The following is a 19209-nucleotide window of genomic DNA, read 5'->3' on the forward strand; positions in this document are numbered from 1 at the left end:
GTTAGAAGCGGGCGGCGGTGGTGGCGCGGTCGGTGACCACCTCGTGGTCCTCCGGGATGAGGAATTGGTTGATGTTGCTGATGTCCTGATCGCTCCACTCACGGGACTTCCCGGTCATCACGTCGATGCCCACCATGACAGCATCGATGGTGCAGGTGATCCGTCCGACGGAATCCTGGACAACCTGGCGCATGGTGCAGGATTTGCGCCCGACGTCGATGAAGTAGGAGGCCACAGCGACTTCCGACTCCCCCGGAGACAGCGGGAACGGATAGTCGATGGTGGTGTGGCGTGCGAACATCGGGGGCACGGCAATGTCCATTTCCATCAGAACGTCTTTGAGGAAGACCATCCGCGCGTCCTGGCCGAATTCCAGATATTTGGCGTTGTTGACGTGCTGGTATTGGTCGAAGTCGGACCAACGGAGCTCGCGGCGGCAGGTATGCCAGCGAGTCCCGGTGGCCTCGTATTCGATGAAGGGCATTGCGTTTCAAACCTCGCTTAGAACCTCACAGGTAACTTTTGTTTCGTGAACCAATCTTGCCACATCCTTCACACAGGTTCACGTTGTTACACGGTTTCAAGCGAGAAACGCGGCGCAGGCCTATTGGTTAGCCTGCGCCGCGTGCTGTAGCAACGTGCTGTGGCGGAACGCGCGGTCTAGCGGGTCAGCTTGCGGTGCGTTACGCGGTGCGGACGTGCAGCCTCCGGGCCGAGGCGCTCGACCTTGTTCTTCTCGTAGTCCTCGAAGTTGCCCTCGAACCAGTACCACTGGCCTTCGGCAACGTTGCCCTCCCAAGCCAGGATGTGGGTACAGGTGCGGTCCAGGAACCAGCGGTCGTGCGAAATGACCACGGCGCAGCCCGGGAACTGCTGCAGAGCGTTCTCCAGGGAAGACAGGGTCTCCACGTCCAGGTCGTTAGTCGGCTCATCCAGCAGGATCAGGTTGCCACCCTGCTTCAGCGTCAGCGCCAGGTTCAGACGGTTGCGCTCACCACCGGACAGCACCTTGGAAGGCTTCTGCTGGTCCGGGCCCTTGAAGCCGAACGCGGACAGGTACGCGCGGGAAGGCATTTCGTTCTGGCCGACGTGAATGAAGTCCAGGCCGTCGGAGACAACCTCCCAGACCGTCTGCTCCGGGTCGATGTTCTCGCGGTTCTGGTCCACGTAGCTCAACTGAACTGTGGAGCCAACCTTCACCTCGCCGGAGTCCGGCTCCTCCAGGCCAACGATGGTCTTAAACAGAGTGGTCTTACCCACACCGTTCGGGCCGATGACGCCCACAATGCCGTTGCGCGGCAGGGTGAACGACAGGTCCTTGATCAGGGTGCGGCCGTCGAATCCCTTGTTCAGGTCCTTGACCTCGACCACCTGGTTGCCCAGGCGCGGCGGAGTCGGAATCTGGATCTCTTCAAAGTCCAGCTTCTTGTACTTCTCAGCCTCGGCAGCCATCTCCTCGTAGCGCTGCAGGCGGGCCTTGTTCTTCGCCTGGCGAGCCTTCGCGCCGGAGCGGACCCACTGTAGCTCTTCCTTGAGTCGCTTCTGTAGCTTCGCGTCCTTCTTGCCTGCAACCTCCAGGCGCTTGGCCTTGGTCTCCAGGTAGGTGGAGTAGTTGCCCTCGTAGGGGTACAGTTTGCCGCGGTCGACCTCACAGATCCAGCCGGCGACGTGGTCCAGGAAGTAGCGGTCGTGGGTGACGGCCAGAACGGCACCCTTGTAGTCCTTCAGGTGCTGCTCCAGCCACAGCACGGACTCGGCGTCCAGGTGGTTTGTGGGCTCGTCTAGCAGCAGCAGGTCCGGCTCGGAAAGCAGCAGCTTCGCCAGGGCTACGCGGCGGCGCTCACCTCCGGAGAGGTGGGTCACCGGCTCATCGGACGGCGGGCAGCGCAGCGCTTCCATGGCCTGCTCGATCTTGGAGTCCAGCTCCCACGCATCTGCAGCGTCGATCTTCTCCTGCAGAGTCGTCATCTCTTCCATCAACTCGTCGGTGTAGTTGGTGGCCATCTCTTCGGCGATCTCTTCGTAGCGCTGGCGGATTTCGAAGATCTCGCCCATGCCCTCTTCGACGTTCTGGCGAACGGTCTTTTCCTCGTTCAGCGGCGGCTCCTGCAGCAGAATGCCGACGGTTGCGCCGGGGTCCAGGAAAGCCTCGCCGTTGGAGGGCTGATCGATGCCAGCCATGATCTTCAGGATGGAGGACTTACCTGCACCGTTCGGGCCCACCACGCCGATCTTGGCGCCGGGGTAGAACGCCATCGTGACGTTATCCAGGATGACTTTATCGCCGTGCGCCTTGCGCACGTTTTTCATGGTGTAAATGAACTCGCCCACGGTGAACTCTTTTGACCTTTCGTGGTTAGTGTCCCAATGTATTCGCCCACCCAGTGTACGTGGTGCCACCGTGCAAAGGCCGACCTGGGCTACTCCCCCGAGCTCCCCAAGTCGGCCTCACCTTTTAGCGATCATTCGCCACTTAGAACGCCGGTTCCACTTCCTCTTCCTGGCCACCTGCGCCGACACCCACCAGCTCCGGCGAGCCAGTTGGGTTCTGCGCCGGGTTCTTCTCAGCGTTCTGCTCCACAGCCTTGCGGACGTTCACCAACACGTTTCGCGCACTCAGGTCCGGGCCCACGTGGGTGGCGCGCACGCGCAGCACGCTGCGCGTCACGGACTTGCCGTCTTCGCCGTTGGCTTCCCACGTGCTTTGCACGATACGTCCGACGACGATCACGGACATTCCCTTGCACACCGTCGCGCTGACGTTATCGCCTAGTGCACCCCAGCACTGGACTTCCATGTAGCACGGGTCGCCGTCCTTCCACTGCCCGTCCGCGCCTTGGTAGCGGTGGTTCATCGCCACGCGGAACGTGGTGAGTGTGGGCCCGCCGTCCAGCCCCTTGATTCGAATCTGCGGGTGGTCAACCGCGTTCCCCACCAGATATGCCTGCGCCAGATTGTTGCTCATCTGACTTGTCCCCTTCCTAGTTTTCGCACCGAAGCTTGTTCCCCGGCGCGTGGCTTTATTGTTAGCGCGTTTCGGGGTTTTTCTTTTTCTTCGTGACGCCACCCTGTGGACAACTCCGCCCATCAAAGGTGCTTATCCACAGGTTGGAAAGAAGGGGTTGACAGTTCGCGGCCGGGTGTGCGTTAGTCCGACTTCCCGCGGGCTTGCTTGTTCTCGGCGTTGGTTTCGGCCTGGTTCTGAGCCTGGTTTTTACCCTGCTCCTGAGCCCGGCGCTGGGCTTGACTCTGGCCCCTGTGTTGGGCCTTGTGCTGCGATTTGTGCTTGGCCGAGTGCAGGGTGCTCTGAACGTCCTGGTCGTGGTAATCATCGCCGTAGTACGCGCGGTTGCCGGTATCGATCTGTCCGCTGGAGAGCCCAGCCAGCATCGCATTGTATGCCTCCAGTTCTTCGTCACCCGTGCGCTCTTCACGACGGTCGAAACGCTTGGCCTCGCGCCGGTCGGAACGCAGCCACTGGAACCCGTGGGCGATGGAGACAACCAGTAGCGGGATCTCACCCAGCGCCCAGGTGATGCTGCCGCCGAGGTACTGCTGGTGGTCCAGGTCCACTGGGAATGGGAAGTCCAGCTGGTTGTAGAACTCCGCGTTCAGTGGCTCGGAAATCTGCATCATCGCGATACCGAACCATGCGTGGAAGGTCACCATCGCAAATAGCGTCAGCATCTTAATGAACGGCGAGAGGTTCCGCGGTGCGGCATCCACGCCGATGATCACCCAATAGAAGATGTATCCCGAGATGATGAAGTGCAGCATCATAAACAGGTGGCCGGCGTGCTCACCCGCGATCGCGTCAAAAAGCGGCGAAAGATAAAGGTAATAGAACCCGACAACGAACTGCGTTCCGGCGACGATGGGGTGCGTCAGGAAGCGTGAGAACGGGTTGTTGATGAACACGACCAACCATTCGCGCGGTCCCGGAACGCCATTGCGGCCGGCGGCGGGCAGGGCGCGCAGCAGGAGCGTCATAGGGCCGCCGAGGACCCAGAACACGGGCACGGCCATGGAGAGAATGACGTGCTGCAGCATGTGCGGGCCGAACAGCGCCATGGAGTACATGCCCAGGCCGGAGCTGGTGGCGAACAGCAGGGTGACGTTGCCGACGGACCACCAGATGAGGCGCTGGATGGGCCACTCGATGCCGCGTTTGCGGATGCTCAGCCAGGCCCACATGTACCCGGCCTGGAGGAGTATCGCACCCACACCGAAGATGAGATCCAGGCGGAACATGGTGAAGTAGCGCCCGATACTCGGCGGCTCGGTGAGGGTGTAGCCCAGCAGTACGTCCTGCTGGGTGAGGTCAATGACCTGCTCGATCGGCGGCGGGATGCGGCCCAAGGACACGGCGATGCCGATGGTGGCGGCCATGATGAAGATCTCCAGGGCAGCGAAGCGGATGAACGGCGTGCGCTGAGCGCTGGTGGTCTTGCCGCTTTCACCCTCGCCGTCGCGCAGCTTCGGGATGATGCGGGAGCGCTGCTCCCATCCGAACCAGGCCAGGAGCAACGTCATGACCATTTTTGCGACGATGACCAGGCCGTACTGGGTGGTGAACAGCTCGTCCAGGTGGACGCGCAGCAGTGCGTTAATGAACCCCGAGATCGCAACGGCAATGATGCAAAAAAGCGCCAGGGCGCTGTAGCGCTGGACGATAAGAGCGAGGTGCGGGCCGCGGCGCTTCGCGTGCGCCAGCAGAGCCAGCAGGCCACCCACCCACAGCGATACGCAGATGATGTGCCAGAGCAGCGAGTTCACGCCGTAGTCGTGGTTACCGCCCGCCGCGGAGTGCCCCTCCAGCGCCAGCGGAATCAGCGAAAGAACCGACAGTGCCAAGAAGATCGGCTGCCAGATCCACTTGCGCGTGAGCAGCGACAGCCCACCTGCCGCGCCAGCGAAGATGGCAACCCAGAGCCAAGCCTTCGACGCCGACACCTGATCCAGCGCAATCCCCCAGTACTCGGGCTTAAGAACTTCTGTGAGGGGGCTGCCGGAGATGTCCGACATGTACATGGGGATCAGCAAGATCGACAGGAGTGCGAAGCCGATCATTCCCCAGGTGCCCGTGCGGGCGGCTCGGAAGCCGTCGAGTGTGAGATAGCCCTGCTTATCCGGGGGCGTGCCGAAGGCGGACATCAGGAACCCGCCGAGCCCCAGGCAGCCGATGAAGATCGCCGCGCCGCGGACGAAGGGCAGGCCAACGGTGGTCAGCGGGCCGGGGTCCGGAATGCCCAGAAGGGCGAGCGATTCGCCGAGGAAGGAGTAGCCGATGGCCGCGGCGAAACACCCGGCGACGAGTGCGCCGATGAGGTACACGAGGCCGGGGTTACCCAGCTTCACGGGCTGGGCCGGGGCTTGCGCTTCCGCCTGCTTCGCCTGCGCGGGCTTCGCTTTGGTTTCCGCCTGCGCGGTCTTGGCTTCCGCTGTTTGCTTAGCTTCCTGATCTGCCTGGGAGGACATGTTTGGAACCTTACCCTCCGCTCCGGACAGGGTGAACTTCCCGGTTTTGTGTTGTTGGTTGCGTCACAGTGGTGGCGCACTACCCCGGCGCCTACCTCGCAGCCGTGCCACGCTGTCCCGTACCTACCTGCACGACTGTGCCACGCCGCCCCGGCGCCTACCCTCGCGACTGCGCCTCACTTACCGGATGATTGCCCCGCAATTTCTGCGCGCATGCGCGTGCATTATCATCTACTCGTATGCCTCCGTAGCTCAGTGGATTAGAGCAGTGGGTTTCTACCCCATGTGTCGCGGGTTCGAGTCCTGCCGGGGGCGCCATTGTCATGGGGGGTCACGAAACTGCTCCAATCTTTTCACGAAACCTCCTGCCGGCCGAAGGAAAACGGCCGCGAACACAAAAGTGACCCGCTCCGTTCGTTCGGAGGGGTCATTTTTCTTTGTCTGAACGCCGTTCCTGCTCGGGTTATAGCGCGGATTGTTTATGAGCGCGGACCGAGCCGCGGAAGAGTTTCCGTACTCATCTGGTGGCGCGGTTTTTGCAGCGCTTCATAGCGGTCTTGTTGCTGTGATCACGCAGGACTGGCTGCGGGTAGTTGTTGGGGTCTGAACCGAGAGGGGTGCGCCCGGTCGGGGCCGTTTGGAACACTACTGCTCCGTCAGAGCCCGAAAGCTCCGCCACTGACGAGGATCACGATGCCGAGGCCGATGAGAACGATGGGAAAGAGGATGTCCTCCCAGCGTTCGAGCACTTCCGCGATCGGGGGGCGGGTGGCGACGAACTTTGCCAGAGCCACCAGGACCGCAACGAGCGCGAGGAAGATAACACAGTAGGCAACTACTGCGAGAGGTTCCACGCTGAGGAATACAGGGGTGTAGACACCGATGTTGTCGCCGCCATTGGCAAACGTGACGCCTGCGACTGTCCAAACGCCGACCTTCTTGCCGGCAACCTTGGCCTCGTCGTCATCGTCGTCATCGTCTCCGCGCCAGGCCTGCCATGCGGCCCAGAGGCCGATGCCCAGAGGGATGAGACCAAAGTATGGAATAGCTGCCGGGGGCAGAAATGCTCCGGCGCCGATGGCCACAAGGATCGCGGCGATGAGGATGCCGGCAAATCCGAGGTACTGGCCGGCCAAAATACGGGCGGTGGTGCCGCTCTGGCCTGCCCCTCGCGCGAAGAAGAGGGAGAGCACGATGATGTCGTCGATGTTGGTAGCTGCGAACAGGCCTATCGCCTGCAAGACCGTGGTGAGGATCATGCGTCCTCCCCAGCTACGTCGCATCCGGGAAGCGAGCAGGCGGGATCGATGCACGGGGCGTCTTCGTCTACTGCCAGGGTGGCATCGACCAGTGCCGTCAGCGCCTGCGCCAGGTGCGGATCGGCAATCTCGTATCGTGTCCGACGCCCCTCGGGCTCGGAGACGACGATCCCGCAATCGCGCAGGCATGCCAGGTGGTTGGACACATTCGGGCGTGTCAGGTCCAAAGCTCGAGCCAGTTCCGCCGGGTAAGCGGGATGGTCGAGCAGGGTCAAGATGATCCGCGATCGAGTGGGGTCGGCCAGTGCACGACCCAGGCGGTTCATCACGTCGAGACGTGAAGCAATAGTCAGCATGCACTGAACTATACAGCGAGCACTGAACATGTCAAGTCCGATGTAGCGGCGTAGCAGCGTGTGCTGCACAGAAGACAGTGGAAGTGGCAGAGATTCCGGCAAAGTTGCGAAACAGCGTCGCCAGCTCGAGATCCAAGTTGTGCGCGAGCCTGGCGTAGTTGGCGAGGCCCGTTTTCAGGCGCGAAGAAGAGACTCGAACGACCGAAACTCGATGATGTCCTCGTCTTGAACCGGGAAGGCTCAAACAAACTTATCGACCTCACCCGCAGCCTCGCCTCGATTCCCGTTACCGGCGAGAAAACCTCCAGGGTTGACGATGACGTCCTCAACCGCATCGTCGCCGACCAAAGCGAACTTCAGCGACTGTACAAGCGAGACCCTAAGGCGCTCCAGGCACTCGTAGAAACCGAGACCTCGGCCGCTGAGATCAAGGAACTGAAGAACCGTCGCGACGTCGTTAACACTATGCAATCGTGGCTCGACGACCACGAGGCGTTTGCCGAAGCGAAAAACGCGGCGGGTGGCGCTGAGAAGGCGTGGCAGAACCTTCTCGAAGCCAACCCATGGGTCCTCGGCGTTGGTCTCGGAGGTAGGCTCTACACCACTTGGGACGAGGGAAAACTTGAGCAAACAGTTCGCGGAGCAAACCTGCACACTTCCGGGAAACGCGCCGACGCCTTCTTAGTGTCCAACGGCCTGCAGCGTTCAGTGGCGCTGGCAGAGATTAAACACCCGGACACGCCTTTGCTGACACGGCACCAATACCGCAGTGATGTTTACGGGATCAGCCGCAAGTTTTCCGTTGCGATAGCCCAGGTGCAAGAAACAGTTTGCGCCGCCAAAGAGAGCCTTGCCGGCTGGATTGGAGAGGGACAGCGAGGGCGGAAACACTGGCGACGGTGCGTATTTGGTCGAGCCACGCTCGTTTCTGGTGATCGGTTCCATGAGCGACTTGTTCAGCGCCGAAGGGAACCGGATTGACGCGAAGTTCCGTAGCTTTGAAAGTTTTCCGCTCCAACCTTAGGTCACCGGAGGTGCTTACCTTTGACGAACTTGTCGAGCGGGCGCGGTGGAATGTGGAGCTTGCCGAGAAGCAAGAAGGCACGAAGACGGAAGTTCCTGACTTTGAGTTCTAAGACGAAGTTCCTGCTCGCGGCATTTGTTTGACTACTGTCGTGTAACCGGAGGCGGAACCCGGTGTAACCGGGGTGTAGCCGTGGACCTGGTATAACTGGTCAGGAGGTTTCGTGAAAGCCCCTCATGAGTCGCGACATGGTTGACACTTCAGTCGCGGCTACGTGGACAAACTGGCGTCTCGGTTTTTCTTTCCCGAGGCGCGGACTTCGTTTTTTAGCTAGAGTGTCCGACGGATTTCGTTAGGCGCTTTCCTCTGTAAACAGCCCCTTCTTGCCAAGCTCTGCGATCGTGCCGTCTTCGTTGAAGCTCAACTCCACCACGAAGAAGCGTCCGTCGCCGTCCGCAATCTTCCACGCGCGTTGTTTTTTCTCCGGTTCGATTTCCTCGACCGTCCAGTCCTCGCGCTGATAAGCAATCCCTTCGATACTCCACACCGGGTCGTCGCATTCCAACAATATGGCGTCGAACTTGACAAACATCACCGACAGATCCGTCTCCTCCATAGGTGGGTTGAACGAATCCATCAAGTAAATCCGGATCTCGGATTCGTCTTCGTCCGGGATGGTTGCGTAACAAGCATGCGAACCAAAAATTTCGAACGCGCTATCCCCTACATCCTCCGAAACGGCTGCCGCTGCAATTGACTGCGCATACAGCTCGTCGCCTTCTTCGCCTTCCTCATCTTCCGTGTCTTCCCCGCTATCCGATTCAGCTTCATCGCCGTCCCATTCGGGAACCTCGTAAGGCACCACTGGGGTCGTAAACCCGGTCAGGTCTTGTTCCTCACCCCACTTGCGCATCACCTCCGCAGCAAGGCGCCGATCAAGTTCTGCAGCTCCGGAAACAGCCACTTCATCCGCCCATTCCCACTTGAGAGTCGCGGACTCCACGTCAACGGTCGCGACGAGTTCCACTCGAGCATTGGCGAGCTTAACCCGCCCCTGAAACTGGTAGTACTGCTCGCCTTAAATCTCGCCTACAGCAATTCCCCAGTCATCGCCAACGCGGTCTTCGATCTGTTCCATGATGTGCTCACAGCGCGCATGGGCATACAGCGCGGCGTGCTGTCCAACTCTGCGAATATCGGGGATCATGTGATTAAACTAACACCGCTTAGCTCAGCTCACCGGGCAAAGTTCACACCTCCCGCGCTTAACGGAACCCACGCTTCGCGCGATCTACACTCCACGCCACCTAAACCCCGACCCCCCTGTCCGCACCGCCCGCTATGGTTGTAGCCATGACTGCGAATAGCCACTTTAACCCTATTGACGCCCTACGCTCCCTCCCCCTGGGCAAGTCCCAGAAGTCCGAGGAACTGGATCTTCCAACTCCCACTCCAGGCTCCTATGCCGTCATCACCGGCGCTTCCTCCGGCATTGGTAAGGCCATCGCCGAGGAGCTCGCCCGGCGCGGCTACGACCTGCTCCTGGTCGCCCGCACGGTGGCTCCCATGCAGGAAATCGCGGACGCTTTCCCTGACCGCGACGTGCAGATCCGTTCCGTCGACCTGGCGGATGCCCCCGCCCGCACAGAGCTGCTGAAAGAGCTGCGCACCACCCCGGTCAGCATCATCATCAACTCCGCGGGCATAGCCACCTTCGGCCAGTTCAAGGACCTCGACTGGGACTACGAGCGCCTGCAGTTCGATCTCAACGCCACCGCACTCTACGAACTCACCCAAGTCGTGCTGCCCGGCATGCTGGAACGTGGCGAGGGCGGCATCGTTAACGTCGGCTCCGCCGCCGGCAACATGGCCATCCCCGGAAACGCCACCTACGTCGGCACTAAGGCGATGGTCAACACCTTCACCGAGTCCCTGCACTACGAGCTTAAAGACCACGGCATCAAGTGCACCCTCCTGGCACCCGGCCCGGTGCGCGAGGCCCGCAAGGAAGACGAGCAGCTCACCGAGGTTGACGATGCCGTCCCGGATTTCCTCTGGACTACCTACGAAGACTGCGCCATCGACACCCTGACCGCCCTGTCCAAGAACAAGCTCCGTGTAGTCCCCGGCCCACTGTCCAAGGCCATGAACTTCGTCTCCACGTACCTGCCGCGGAAGGTCACCGCGCCGATCGTGGGTAAGTTCTACGCCCAAATGGCAACCGAAAGCGACTGATTCCGAGGGGGCGTCACCAAAAAAGACATAGAATTATCAACAACAGAAAGGAACATCCGTGAACACCACCCCGAATCAAGTTGCCAAGAACGATCGACTCGTGTGGGTCGACTGCGAAATGACGGGCCTCGACCCGGACCAACACGTGCTCGTCGAGATTGCGGTGATTGTGACGGATGCGGACCTCACCCCACTCGACGAGGGGCTGGACCTGGTGATTCACGCAACCGAACGCGACCTCGCCCGCATGGATGCCGTCGTGACGAAGATGCACGGCGAATCCGGCCTGACGGAACAGATCCGCGCCTCCGACATCACGCTGGAAGAAGCCGAGGAGCAGGTCCTCGACTACGTGAAAAAGCACGTGCCCACCGCAGGCGTGGCGCCACTGGCCGGCAACACCATCAGCGCGGACCGGAAGTTCATCAACCGCTACATGCCACACCTGGACCAGTACCTGCACTACCGCATGATCGACGTCTCCAGCCTGAAGGAGCTCGCCCGCCGCTGGTATCCCCACGTGTACAACGGCCAGCCTGCTAAGGGGATGTCTCACCGCGCGCTGGCGGACATCAAAGAATCCATCCGCGAACTGGATTACTACCGCCGCGCGATGCTCGTGGAGGCAGACCCGTCGAACGCGGACGCGACGGCCGCGGCGAAGGCAGCGATGGAACGCTTCCCGATCTAGCGCTGACCCCAGGGCCACCTAGGCCCGCCTAGGCCTGTTTCACCCCTCGCGAGCTGGCCTTTTGGTTAAGACGCAGGGCGTGGGCTAACATAAAATCCGCTGTTTTCAACAGCAATGGTGACTGTAGTTCAGCTGGTAGAGCACTAGGTTGTGATCCTAGGTGTCGCGGGTTCGAGTCCCGTCAGTCACCCCAAATTTTTCTAAAGGTCTAGTGATGCTAATGAGTAACACCGATCTTGAAGCAGCGTTTCGAGATGTCTTCCGCGGACATCCGGCGGGGGTAACGCTGATCACCGCGACCGTCGACGGCGCGCCCGTCGGCCTGACCGCATCGTCCGTATCCTCCCTTTCGCTTGACCCGCTGTCGATCAGTTTCTCGCTGATGAAGCGCACGGGTTCGGCAGGCAAATTGTTGCGGTCGAGCAGCATGTTGGTGCACTTTCTTAATGACGCCCAGTCCCCCATCGCGCACTCCTTCGCCACCTCGGGCGCGGATCGCTTCGCGGAATCTCAAGGGTGGGTGACCGCCGAGACGGGCGAGCCGCTGCTGCCGAACTCCCGGGCTGTGATGCGGGCGCGCATTGCGGATACGGCCCAGGCGGGGGAATCTACGCTGGTGGCTGCGGAGGTTCTGGACGTGTCGGAGATCTCCGACGATTCGGCGCTGCTTTTCCTGGGCCACCAGTTCTACAGCATCGCGGGGCTGCGCCCCTTCTAGCGGCGGCGCGCTCGTGTGCAACGCGCACAGTTTGCGCCCCGCTCCCCCCCTTCGGGGAACGCACACGTCTCACCACGCTCCGTGCGCTTCGCTCGCTGCGCCCTCGCTATGCGCGGGTGGCCTCGTAGCCGGCCTCGTCGACCGCGTCGATGACCTGCTGATCCGTCAGCTCCCCTGCCGCCCCGTCGTGCTCGAACGTCAGCAGCCCCTTGTCTGCGCTGACCTCGATGTTCGTAACGCCCGGAAGGTTGGAAACTTCCTCCTTGACGGCGTTTTCGCAGTGCCCGCAGCTCATTCCAGTGACGTTGTAGGTGTATGCGCTCATGATGTTCGCCTCTCTTTGTCGTTACTTTCGTAGCCTTCTTAATATTCAGCGCTTTTCGGCTCACTTTCATTCCACGGCGCCTAGCGAGTACGCCATAGTGAGAATGCCTTAGCCGGAATACTTTAGCGGGCATTCCTTAGCGCACTGCATGGGCTCGCAGTGCCTGCAGCCTCCAAGATACGTGCGGTTGCGAGTGGGCTCCCCCCTCCCAAGGGAAAATGTCCCAAATCTTCCACTCTGTATTTATAACTATTCTGTTTGCACTGTTCAGGGCACTTTGACAAATTCGTCAAACCCGAAAGGATCTCGAAAGTGGAAGATTTGCGACATTTGGGCTCCCCAGGACACTCCCCAGCCTCCAAACTCTCATGGACTAGCATTAATCACCATGGCCCGCCTGCCCAAGCCCCATCTTCGCGCAAACCCCACCGCACACCCCAGCGCCAGCATCCACGACAACCCCGGCGCGCTGTACACGCAGGCCTCCACCGCCGCGGCCTCCCGCATCATCCGCCACTACTCCACCAGCTTCTACCTGGCCAGCGAACTCCTCGCGCCCACGATCAAGCTGCACATCCGCAACATCTACGCCCTCGCCCGCGTCGCGGATGAAATCGTCGACGGTACGGCTGAGGCGCTGGGCGTACCAGCCTGCGGCGTCACAAAATCCCTCGACGACTACGAACAGACCGCCCTCACGGCGCTGGACACCGGATTCAGCACCGACCCCATCGCGCACGCATTCGCCACCACCGCGCGCTGGGCGGGGTTTGAACGATCCTGGACGGTGGATTTCTTCGCATCCATGCATTCGGACGCCCCCAGCTCCAGCCCCTTGCCACTTGCCGACTACGTGCACGGATCCGCGGGCGTGATCGGGTGGATGTGCAACGCGGTGTTCGCCACGCACGCCGAGCAAGCCGGGCGCCCACTGACCACGGAGCAACGCTCCCGCACCGACCAGGGCGCCTACGCACTGGGTAGCGCCTTCCAGAAGGTGAATTTCCTGCGAGACTATCAGGAGGATACGGTCGGGCTGCACCGCTCCTACCTGCCGAAACTCACCGAGGAGTCTAAGGTCGAGCTGGTTGCCGAAATCCGCGCGGAGCTTGCCCAGGCGCACGCCACCATGGCCCTACTGCCGCTGGCGGCCCGCGTCGGGGTGCTCGGCGCGCACGACCTGTTCGCCGCGTTGAACGAGCGTCTGGCCTGCACCCCCGTCGAGCAACTAAAAACGACCCGCGTGCGTGTGCCACGAGCCGAAAAGGCGAAGATCATCGCGCGCGCCGTCCCCCGCGCCGCGCGCCTGCGCTAGCTACCCTTCCGTGTTCCCGGCCTTCCAGGTCTTCCACGGGATGTTCCAGTCGCCCAGGCCGTCGGAACCGTTCAGGGTCTCGCCCTGCGTGTTCTTCACCTCAACGATGTCGCCGCGCTTCATGTTGTTAAACACCCAGGCGGCATTCTCGGCGCTCACGTTGATGCAGCCATGCGAGGTGTTGGTGTTGCCTTGCGCGTACACGCTCCACGGCGCGGCGTGGATGTAAATACCGGAGTAGCTCATCTGCGTCGCGTACTGCACGTCCGTCACGTACGAGCCCGCGCCCGTCAGGCCGAACGTCGAAGAGTCCATGGTCAGTGTCTCAAACTGGTCGCCGATGATGTACTTGCCGTTCGGCGTGGGATACTGGTAATCCCGCCCCAGGGAAACCGGCATGGTCTGCACGGTCTTGCCGTTCTTCTTGATGGTCATCATCTTGGTGCTGTCGTCCACGACGGCACGCATCGCGTCGCCGATAGTGAACTTCGCGCTGCGGTCTTCACCGCCGTACACGCCTTCGCCAATCTTCGTGCCGTACAGGTCGGCCTTCACGTTGACTTTGGTGCCGGGCTTCCAGTACTTCTCTGGGCGCCAGCGCACTTCCTGGGCCGTGATCCAGTAGAAAGCACCTTCCACCTTCGGCGTAGTTTCCACGGTGATGGCATCTTCCACTGCCTTGCGGTTTTCCACGGGGGCGTCAAAACGAAGAGAGATGGTTTGGCCGATGCCCACGGTCGAGCCGTCGAGCGGGGCGAGCGCGCCGTTGAGCGTCATGCCGGGGGTCATGGTGGTGAAGGTCTGCTCGAGCTTCTGGTCGCCGGACTTCGCGGTGAGGGTGTAGGTGCGCGAGTAGCCGAGCTTGGTGGGGACGGTCCACTCGGTCTTGTCCTCATTGAACTTACCCTTTACTTCCTCGCCTGCGTCGTTGGTCAGCGAGACCTTCTCGATCTTCTTGTCGCCCTTGACCTGCACGTGCTCGGTGACGTCGACCTCGGTGTCGCCGTCCTTCACGTTGGAGGTCAGCTTGTTTTCTTCCTTCTTCTCTTCGCCCTCGCCGTTCTCGCCGGTTGAGGCATTAGAGCTGATCTGCGGTTCGTCGCTGTCGCGGTCGATTGTGCACGATGCGGTGAAGGTAACTAGGGCGATACTTAGTGACGCCGCAGTGATCCGTGAGAAGGTTTGTCCGAAAACCTTGGTGTTGCGCAAGACTAACTCCAAGAAAGGGAAAGGTGTGTGTAAGAAAAGTGACTGTCCTAAACTTTAACGCTTGGCTGCAGTGGAGCGTTAGTCATTTTGGCGGGTTCCAGCAGTTCGTAGCGTAAACGTTATAAACGGTGACTGGGTTTACGGTGAATGACTCGGCGAGGTCGGCGGCGTGGGGTGCGCTTGCGGGGCATGGGGCGTGCATGCGGGACGTCCGTGCGGGGCGCGTGCGAAGCATGAGGGGCGTATACGAAGCACCGGGGCGTGCGCATAAGCCCTGAACTCACACATCAATTTACCCGCTCTGACCAGGCGATTTGTATTGTTATGTCATCTGGGTATAAAGTTTTCCACGTTGCCGAGGCGCATAGCGCTTCGAATAACGCGGGCTATTAGCTCAACTGGCAGAGCAGCTGACTCTTAATCAGCGGGTTCGGGGTTCGAGTCCCTGATAGCCCACAGTTCAACCCTCGTTCGCTTGGAATCCTACCGAGTGAGCGAGGGTTTTTGGTTTGTCTTCTCTCTTACGCCCCTCCGCCACCTCCAACGGGAATATCCGCCCTGTCAGAGCGGTTGTCGTTAGTTAGGAACGCAAGCGCACAGACAACGTAAGTCACGCAGCGCCGAAAGCAGTGAAAGCCGCCCTGCGGTTAGGCTCAACGCCGAAAGCAGTGCGAGCCCGCAAACCCCAACCAGGAGGCATCAACACCACCATGACGGACACGACGGCACACGACAACTCCCTAGCCCCGCTGAGCCTCCTCGACTTCGCCACTGTCTACAAGGGCGAGCGCCCCGCGGACGCCTTCGACCGCTCCGTCCAGTGGGCCCAGCAGGCCGAGAAGCTAGGATTCGAGCGCATCTGGTATTCCGAGCACCACAACATGAAGTCCATCGCCAGCTCCGCCCCCGCGGTCCTCATCGCTCACATCGCGGCGAAGACTTCCACTATCAACCTGGGCGCGGGTGGCGTCATGCTCCCGAACCACGCCCCACTGGTCATCGCCGAGCAGTTCGGCACCCTTGCGGAACTACACCCCGGCCGCATTGACCTGGGCCTCGGCCGCGCGCCCGGTACCGACCAGATGACCTTGCGCGCCCTGCGCCGCGAGCCCTTCGCCGCGGAGACATTCCCGCAGGATGTCGCCGAGCTCTACGGATACCTCAACGGCCCGTCGAAAATCCCCGGCGTGGAGGCGGTGCCGGGTCGGCACACCAATGTGCCCCTGTACATCCTGGGCTCCTCTCTGTTCGGCGCGCAGCTGGCCGCGCACCTGGGTCTGCCGCATAGCTTCGCCAGCCACTTCGCGCCCGCCGCCCTCACGCAGGCGGTGCAGATGTACCGCGATAATTACCAGCCCTCGGAAGCCCACCCAGAGCCCTACGTCATCGCCGCGGTCAACGTCACCGCCGCCGACACGCAGGAGGAAGCCGAGGAGCAGTTCCGCCAAGTCTGCCGCACCCGCGTGCGCGTCATGGCCGGCCGCGGCCGCAGCCTGACGGAGGAGGAGCTGGACATGCTCATCGATTCCCCCGCCGGCCAACAGATCCTGAATATGCTGCGCTACTCCGCCGTCGGCACGCGCGATGTTGTCCGCCGTTACCTCGAGGAGTTCCGTACGCACGCTCAAGCCGATGAGCTCATGGTGTCTCTGCAGTCGCCCTCGACATCTGAGTCGCTGCGGTCGATGGAGATTCTTGCGGACGCCGCCTCACTCTCCCCCACCCAGCACTAACCACTAGGCCATCAGTCCCGCTCCCCTGGCGCTCCCGGTGTGTGCGGGCCACAGCGCCAGCTCCCCCTAACACAGCCCGCTAGCGCTGCGTTTCGCGTGGCTCCGGCCGCCCGTCGGCCGCGCCCGCGCCGAACACCCACCGGATGATCTGCGGCGCGTAAGCGCCCACCACCAGCATGGCGATCATGCGCATCACTTGAATGACCGTGACAATCGGCTGGCTGCCAGCGTCGTGCGCAAATGCGAGAACGGCGTAGATGCCGCCCGGCACGGTGGCGAGGTAGGCGTCCAGAACCTTAAAGTCCCATAGGCCAGCGATGGCGAAGGCCGTGCCGATAGAGCTGGCGATCATCAGGGCGATCACGCCCAGGATCACGGGCAGGGCCTTCACGAACTGCCGCAGTGCGCCCTTCGTCAGGGTGCCGCCGGCCTGCACGCCGACCAGTGCGTAGGCCAGCTTTTCCAGCAGCCCGTTCGGCGCGATGAACTCGTGCGGCACGCCGAACACCATCACGCCGATCATGGCGAACGCGATGCTCAGCAGCAGGTACGGCGAGCTGATGCTGAACCACCGCGCCGTCAGCCGCGTGAACGCCCACACGGCCAGCCCCACGACCACCGCGCCTACTATGCCCTGCCAGTTCGTCTGCAGGCCGTCGAGAAGGCTTTCTTTTCCTGTTGACGCCCCTTCGGCCGCATCTGCCTCGTCGCCCTCGACGCGGCCGAGTAGCGTGACCAGCCCGGGGAGTGTCAAGACGATGATGGATACGCGCAGGTACTGGGTGAGGGTGACAAAGCGCGTATCTGCGTTGAGCTCCCGGGAGAGCATCACCATCGCGCTGGCGCCGCCCGCGAGGGTGGCCAGCACCGACGTGGCCGGGCCAACCCGGTGGATGCGCACCAGCAGCCAGGAGGCCAGTAGGCACACAGCCAGCGTGACGATCAGCGACATGGCCGTCGGGCCGGCATAGGAGACGATGGTGCCGAGGTCGATGGTGGTAAGGGGCGAGGAACACAAAAGGGCGATGATCACCTGGGAGGGGATCATCGCCTTTTTAGGCGGGCTGACCTGGCGGTCGCTGAAGATGGCGTAGACGCCGAAGACGATCAGGAAGGAAAAGATCCAGGCGGCGGGTACGCCCACCGCTTCGCAGGCGAAACCTGCGGCGATCGACAGGACGGTCAGCAGGGCCAGAATGGCCAGCTTCGCGGGGCTGGGTAGTGTGAACCCGCCCGGCCTGGCGCTGCGTACAGTTTCGCCAGGCAGTGAGTCTGAGTCGGGCAACGCTACCCGCTTAGCGGGTAGCTGCCAGCAGGCGCTGGATTTCCTTGATCTGCTTCTTTTCCTTGCGCTTGGAGCCAACGGCCAGGGCGGTCAGCAGGACAACACCGGCGACTACACCGCCAATGATCATCTGTACCTTCGGCTCCTTGAGGGTGTTCACGGCCTGGCCGCGAGCGTCATCCGCCAGGTTCTTCGGATCCGCACGGACGGACAGCTCCTCCAGCGTCCGTCCCAGCTGGTTGCGGGTGCGTTCAATGTCGCGCTGGATGGCATCGATGCTACGGGCCACGGAAGTTTCTCCCTTATTCGAACGTTTAAGTGCTACCTGAACATTGTAAATGATCGCACCCGTCGGCGCTTTCGCTAGGGTGGAATGCATGACTGATAACAACAACACCACCGCAAACCAGCCCACCCGACTTGAGGTCGGCGACAAGGCCCCGGAGTTCACCCTGCCTAGTGATTCCGGCAAGAACGTAAGCCTGGCGGACTACGCGGGCCGCAAGGTCATCGTGTACTTCTACCCCAAGGCGGATACTCCCGGCTGCACCACTGAGGCCTGCGATTTCCGCGATTCCCTCACCGAGCTCAACGGCCAGGGCGTGGACGTGGTTGGTATTTCTCCCGACAAGGTAGAGGCTCTGGAGAAGTTCCGCGATAAGTACGAGCTGACCTTCCCCCTTCTTTCGGACGCCGACAAGTCCGTCATGGAAAGCTACGGCGCATTCGGAGAGAAGAAGAACTACGGGAAGATCGTCCAGGGCGTGATCCGCTCCACGTTCGTTATTGACGAGGAAGGCAAGATCGCCGTGGCGAAATACAACGTGAAGGCCACCGGGCACGTCGCGCGCATCGCCAAGGAGCTGTAGCGCCCGTGCCTGCGCATACCCGCGCTGCGCAGCACACAGCCCCGCAACACAGGCGGGCAGTGCTGCGGGGCTGAAAAATTTTGTGCGCCTGGGGAGACTTGAACTCCCACGTCATAAGACACTGGAACCTAAATCCAGCGCGTCTGCCAATTCCGCCACAGGCGCAAAAAGAACGCGGACAACCGCGTTTCCCCTTTCATGCTAGCAAGCAACCCAGCGTCAAAAGAAATTAGGCGTAAAAGGCAGTAGAGGTAGAATGTTGCAGTGTGAACGAACACTCAGACAATGACGGTAAGGCACCTGCCCACCCGTTTCCGCTGCGCGTTCGCATCATCCAAATCATCTTCCTAATCCTGGCGGTCATTGCCACCCTCCTGCTGGCGTGGTGGCAGTGGGATCGTTGGCAGTCCAACGGCGGTAGCTTCCAAAACCTGGGTTATGCCATCCAGTGGCCGATCTTCGGCATCTTCTTCGTCGTGGCGTACCGCAAGTACATCCAGTACGAAAAGGAGCGCCTGCTGGGAGACGAAGCCCCAGCAGCCCCTACCCTGCCGACCGATGAGATCACCGAGGTGCCGGAAGACTTCCTGCAGGCCGAAGATCGTGCCGAAGAAACTGAGGATATTTGGGTAGATGATAGGCGCGAGCGGGCGCGCATGAGGGCGTCCAAAAATAACGAGCGCAAGAACAACGACCAGAAAGGGCACTAAGC

At 61.4% G+C, this 19209-nt stretch carries 19 protein-coding genes, 4 tRNA genes and 1 pseudogene; 11 read left to right on the forward strand and 13 right to left on the reverse strand.

Annotation, left to right across the window (positions count from 1 at the left end):
- Position 1 precedes the first annotated feature (1 nt).
- The 4 genes from MHX63_RS06825 to MHX63_RS06840 form a co-directional block, all read right to left on the reverse strand.
- Positions 2-484 (reverse strand): thioesterase family protein, encoded by a 483-nt coding sequence (locus tag MHX63_RS06825; protein ID WP_239387835.1) that lies wholly within the window; start codon positions 482-484, stop codon positions 2-4.
- Positions 485-660: 176 nt separating this feature from the next.
- Positions 661-2331: an energy-dependent translational throttle protein EttA gene (ettA, locus tag MHX63_RS06830; RefSeq protein ID WP_034985406.1), complete on the reverse strand. Its 1671-nt coding sequence runs from the start codon at positions 2329-2331 to the stop codon at positions 661-663.
- 142 nt (positions 2332-2473) lie between these two features.
- Complete coding sequence (locus MHX63_RS06835) at positions 2474-2965, reverse strand: single-stranded DNA-binding protein (RefSeq protein ID WP_239387836.1); 492 nt, start codon at positions 2963-2965, stop codon at positions 2474-2476.
- 182 nt (positions 2966-3147) lie between these two features.
- On the reverse strand, positions 3148-5478 hold the full coding sequence (locus MHX63_RS06840) for a cytochrome c oxidase assembly protein (RefSeq protein WP_239387837.1): 2331 nt from the start codon (positions 5476-5478) through the stop codon (positions 3148-3150).
- 241 nt (positions 5479-5719) lie between these two features.
- On the opposite strand from MHX63_RS06840, the gene MHX63_RS06845 reads away from it, so the two are divergent.
- Positions 5720-5796, forward strand: a tRNA-Arg gene (locus MHX63_RS06845).
- 338 nt (positions 5797-6134) lie between these two features.
- Here MHX63_RS06845 and MHX63_RS06850 read toward each other — a convergent pair.
- Entirely contained in the window at positions 6135-6737 is a 603-nt protein-coding gene (locus MHX63_RS06850; RefSeq protein ID WP_239387838.1) for a cadmium resistance transporter, read from the reverse strand.
- A complete protein-coding gene (locus MHX63_RS06855) occupies positions 6734-7093 on the reverse strand; it encodes a helix-turn-helix transcriptional regulator (protein WP_239387839.1) in 360 nt (119 codons plus the stop codon). Before MHX63_RS06855 ends, MHX63_RS06850 begins: the two co-directional genes overlap by 4 nt.
- A gap of 225 nt (positions 7094-7318) precedes the next feature.
- Here MHX63_RS06855 and MHX63_RS06860 point away from each other — a divergent pair, with 225 nt between their 5' ends.
- A complete protein-coding gene (locus MHX63_RS06860; protein WP_239387840.1) occupies positions 7319-8074 on the forward strand; it encodes a Shedu anti-phage system protein SduA domain-containing protein in 756 nt (251 codons plus the stop codon).
- 395 nt (positions 8075-8469) lie between these two features.
- Here the strand turns inward: MHX63_RS06860 and MHX63_RS06865 are convergent.
- A pseudogene (locus MHX63_RS06865) lies at positions 8470-9159 on the reverse strand (DUF6882 domain-containing protein); the annotation flags it as partial.
- Between the two features lie 36 nt (positions 9160-9195).
- Positions 9196-9324, reverse strand: coding sequence for a hypothetical protein (locus MHX63_RS10420; RefSeq protein ID WP_255710552.1), 129 nt, complete (start codon positions 9322-9324; stop codon positions 9196-9198).
- A gap of 224 nt (positions 9325-9548) precedes the next feature.
- Between MHX63_RS10420 and cmrA the strand changes: the two genes are divergently transcribed.
- The 4 genes from cmrA (at position 9549) to MHX63_RS06885 (ending at position 11761) form a co-directional block, all read left to right on the forward strand.
- Complete coding sequence (cmrA, locus tag MHX63_RS06870; protein WP_239387957.1) at positions 9549-10352, forward strand: mycolate reductase; 804 nt, start codon at positions 9549-9551, stop codon at positions 10350-10352.
- Positions 10353-10410: 58 nt separating this feature from the next.
- Positions 10411-11043, forward strand: coding sequence for an oligoribonuclease (orn, locus tag MHX63_RS06875; protein ID WP_370644034.1), 633 nt, complete (start codon positions 10411-10413; stop codon positions 11041-11043).
- A gap of 117 nt (positions 11044-11160) precedes the next feature.
- A tRNA-His gene (locus MHX63_RS06880) sits at positions 11161-11236 on the forward strand.
- Between the two features lie 27 nt (positions 11237-11263).
- Positions 11264-11761, forward strand: a complete 498-nt coding sequence (locus tag MHX63_RS06885; protein WP_239387842.1) for a flavin reductase family protein — start codon at positions 11264-11266, stop codon at positions 11759-11761.
- Between the two features lie 106 nt (positions 11762-11867).
- On the opposite strand, the gene MHX63_RS06890 is transcribed toward MHX63_RS06885, so the two are convergent.
- Entirely contained in the window at positions 11868-12086 is a 219-nt protein-coding gene (locus MHX63_RS06890; protein WP_239387843.1) for a heavy-metal-associated domain-containing protein, read from the reverse strand.
- Positions 12087-12474: 388 nt separating this feature from the next.
- Between MHX63_RS06890 and MHX63_RS06895 the strand changes: the two genes are divergently transcribed.
- The gene (locus MHX63_RS06895) at positions 12475-13401 is read left to right on the forward strand and encodes a squalene/phytoene synthase family protein (protein WP_239387844.1); all 927 of its coding nucleotides are present in this window, start codon (positions 12475-12477) and stop codon (positions 13399-13401) included.
- On the opposite strand, the gene MHX63_RS06900 is transcribed toward MHX63_RS06895, so the two are convergent.
- On the reverse strand, positions 13402-14610 hold the full coding sequence (locus MHX63_RS06900; RefSeq protein WP_239387845.1) for an Ig-like domain-containing protein: 1209 nt from the start codon (positions 14608-14610) through the stop codon (positions 13402-13404). It abuts the gene before it with no gap.
- 383 nt (positions 14611-14993) lie between these two features.
- Here MHX63_RS06900 and MHX63_RS06905 point away from each other — a divergent pair.
- Positions 14994-15066, forward strand: a tRNA-Lys gene (locus MHX63_RS06905).
- Between the two features lie 254 nt (positions 15067-15320).
- Positions 15321-16343, forward strand: coding sequence for an LLM class flavin-dependent oxidoreductase (locus MHX63_RS06910; RefSeq protein ID WP_239387846.1), 1023 nt, complete (start codon positions 15321-15323; stop codon positions 16341-16343).
- Positions 16344-16422: 79 nt separating this feature from the next.
- Here MHX63_RS06910 and MHX63_RS06915 read toward each other — a convergent pair whose 3' ends face one another.
- Positions 16423-17628 carry an AbrB family transcriptional regulator gene (locus tag MHX63_RS06915; RefSeq protein ID WP_239387847.1) on the reverse strand — a complete coding sequence of 402 codons (1206 nt, stop codon included), beginning with the start codon at positions 17626-17628 and terminating at the stop codon, positions 16423-16425.
- Between the two features lie 10 nt (positions 17629-17638).
- Positions 17639-17917, reverse strand: coding sequence for a DUF3618 domain-containing protein (locus MHX63_RS06920; RefSeq protein WP_239387848.1), 279 nt, complete (start codon positions 17915-17917; stop codon positions 17639-17641).
- An 88-nt stretch (positions 17918-18005) separates the two neighbouring features.
- Here MHX63_RS06920 and bcp point away from each other — a divergent pair, with 88 nt between their 5' ends.
- Positions 18006-18497: a thioredoxin-dependent thiol peroxidase gene (gene bcp / locus MHX63_RS06925; RefSeq protein ID WP_239387849.1), complete on the forward strand. Its 492-nt coding sequence runs from the start codon at positions 18006-18008 to the stop codon at positions 18495-18497.
- An 83-nt stretch (positions 18498-18580) separates the two neighbouring features.
- Here the strand turns inward: bcp and MHX63_RS06930 are convergent.
- A tRNA-Leu gene (locus MHX63_RS06930) sits at positions 18581-18662 on the reverse strand.
- Between the two features lie 101 nt (positions 18663-18763).
- Here MHX63_RS06930 and MHX63_RS06935 point away from each other — a divergent pair.
- On the forward strand, positions 18764-19207 hold the full coding sequence (locus MHX63_RS06935; RefSeq protein ID WP_239387850.1) for a hypothetical protein: 444 nt from the start codon (positions 18764-18766) through the stop codon (positions 19205-19207).
- The last annotated feature ends 2 nt before the right edge of the window (positions 19208-19209 follow it).

This window comes from Corynebacterium sp. ACRQK (assembly GCF_022345965.1).
In the GTDB taxonomy this organism is placed as follows: domain Bacteria; phylum Actinomycetota; class Actinomycetes; order Mycobacteriales; family Mycobacteriaceae; genus Corynebacterium.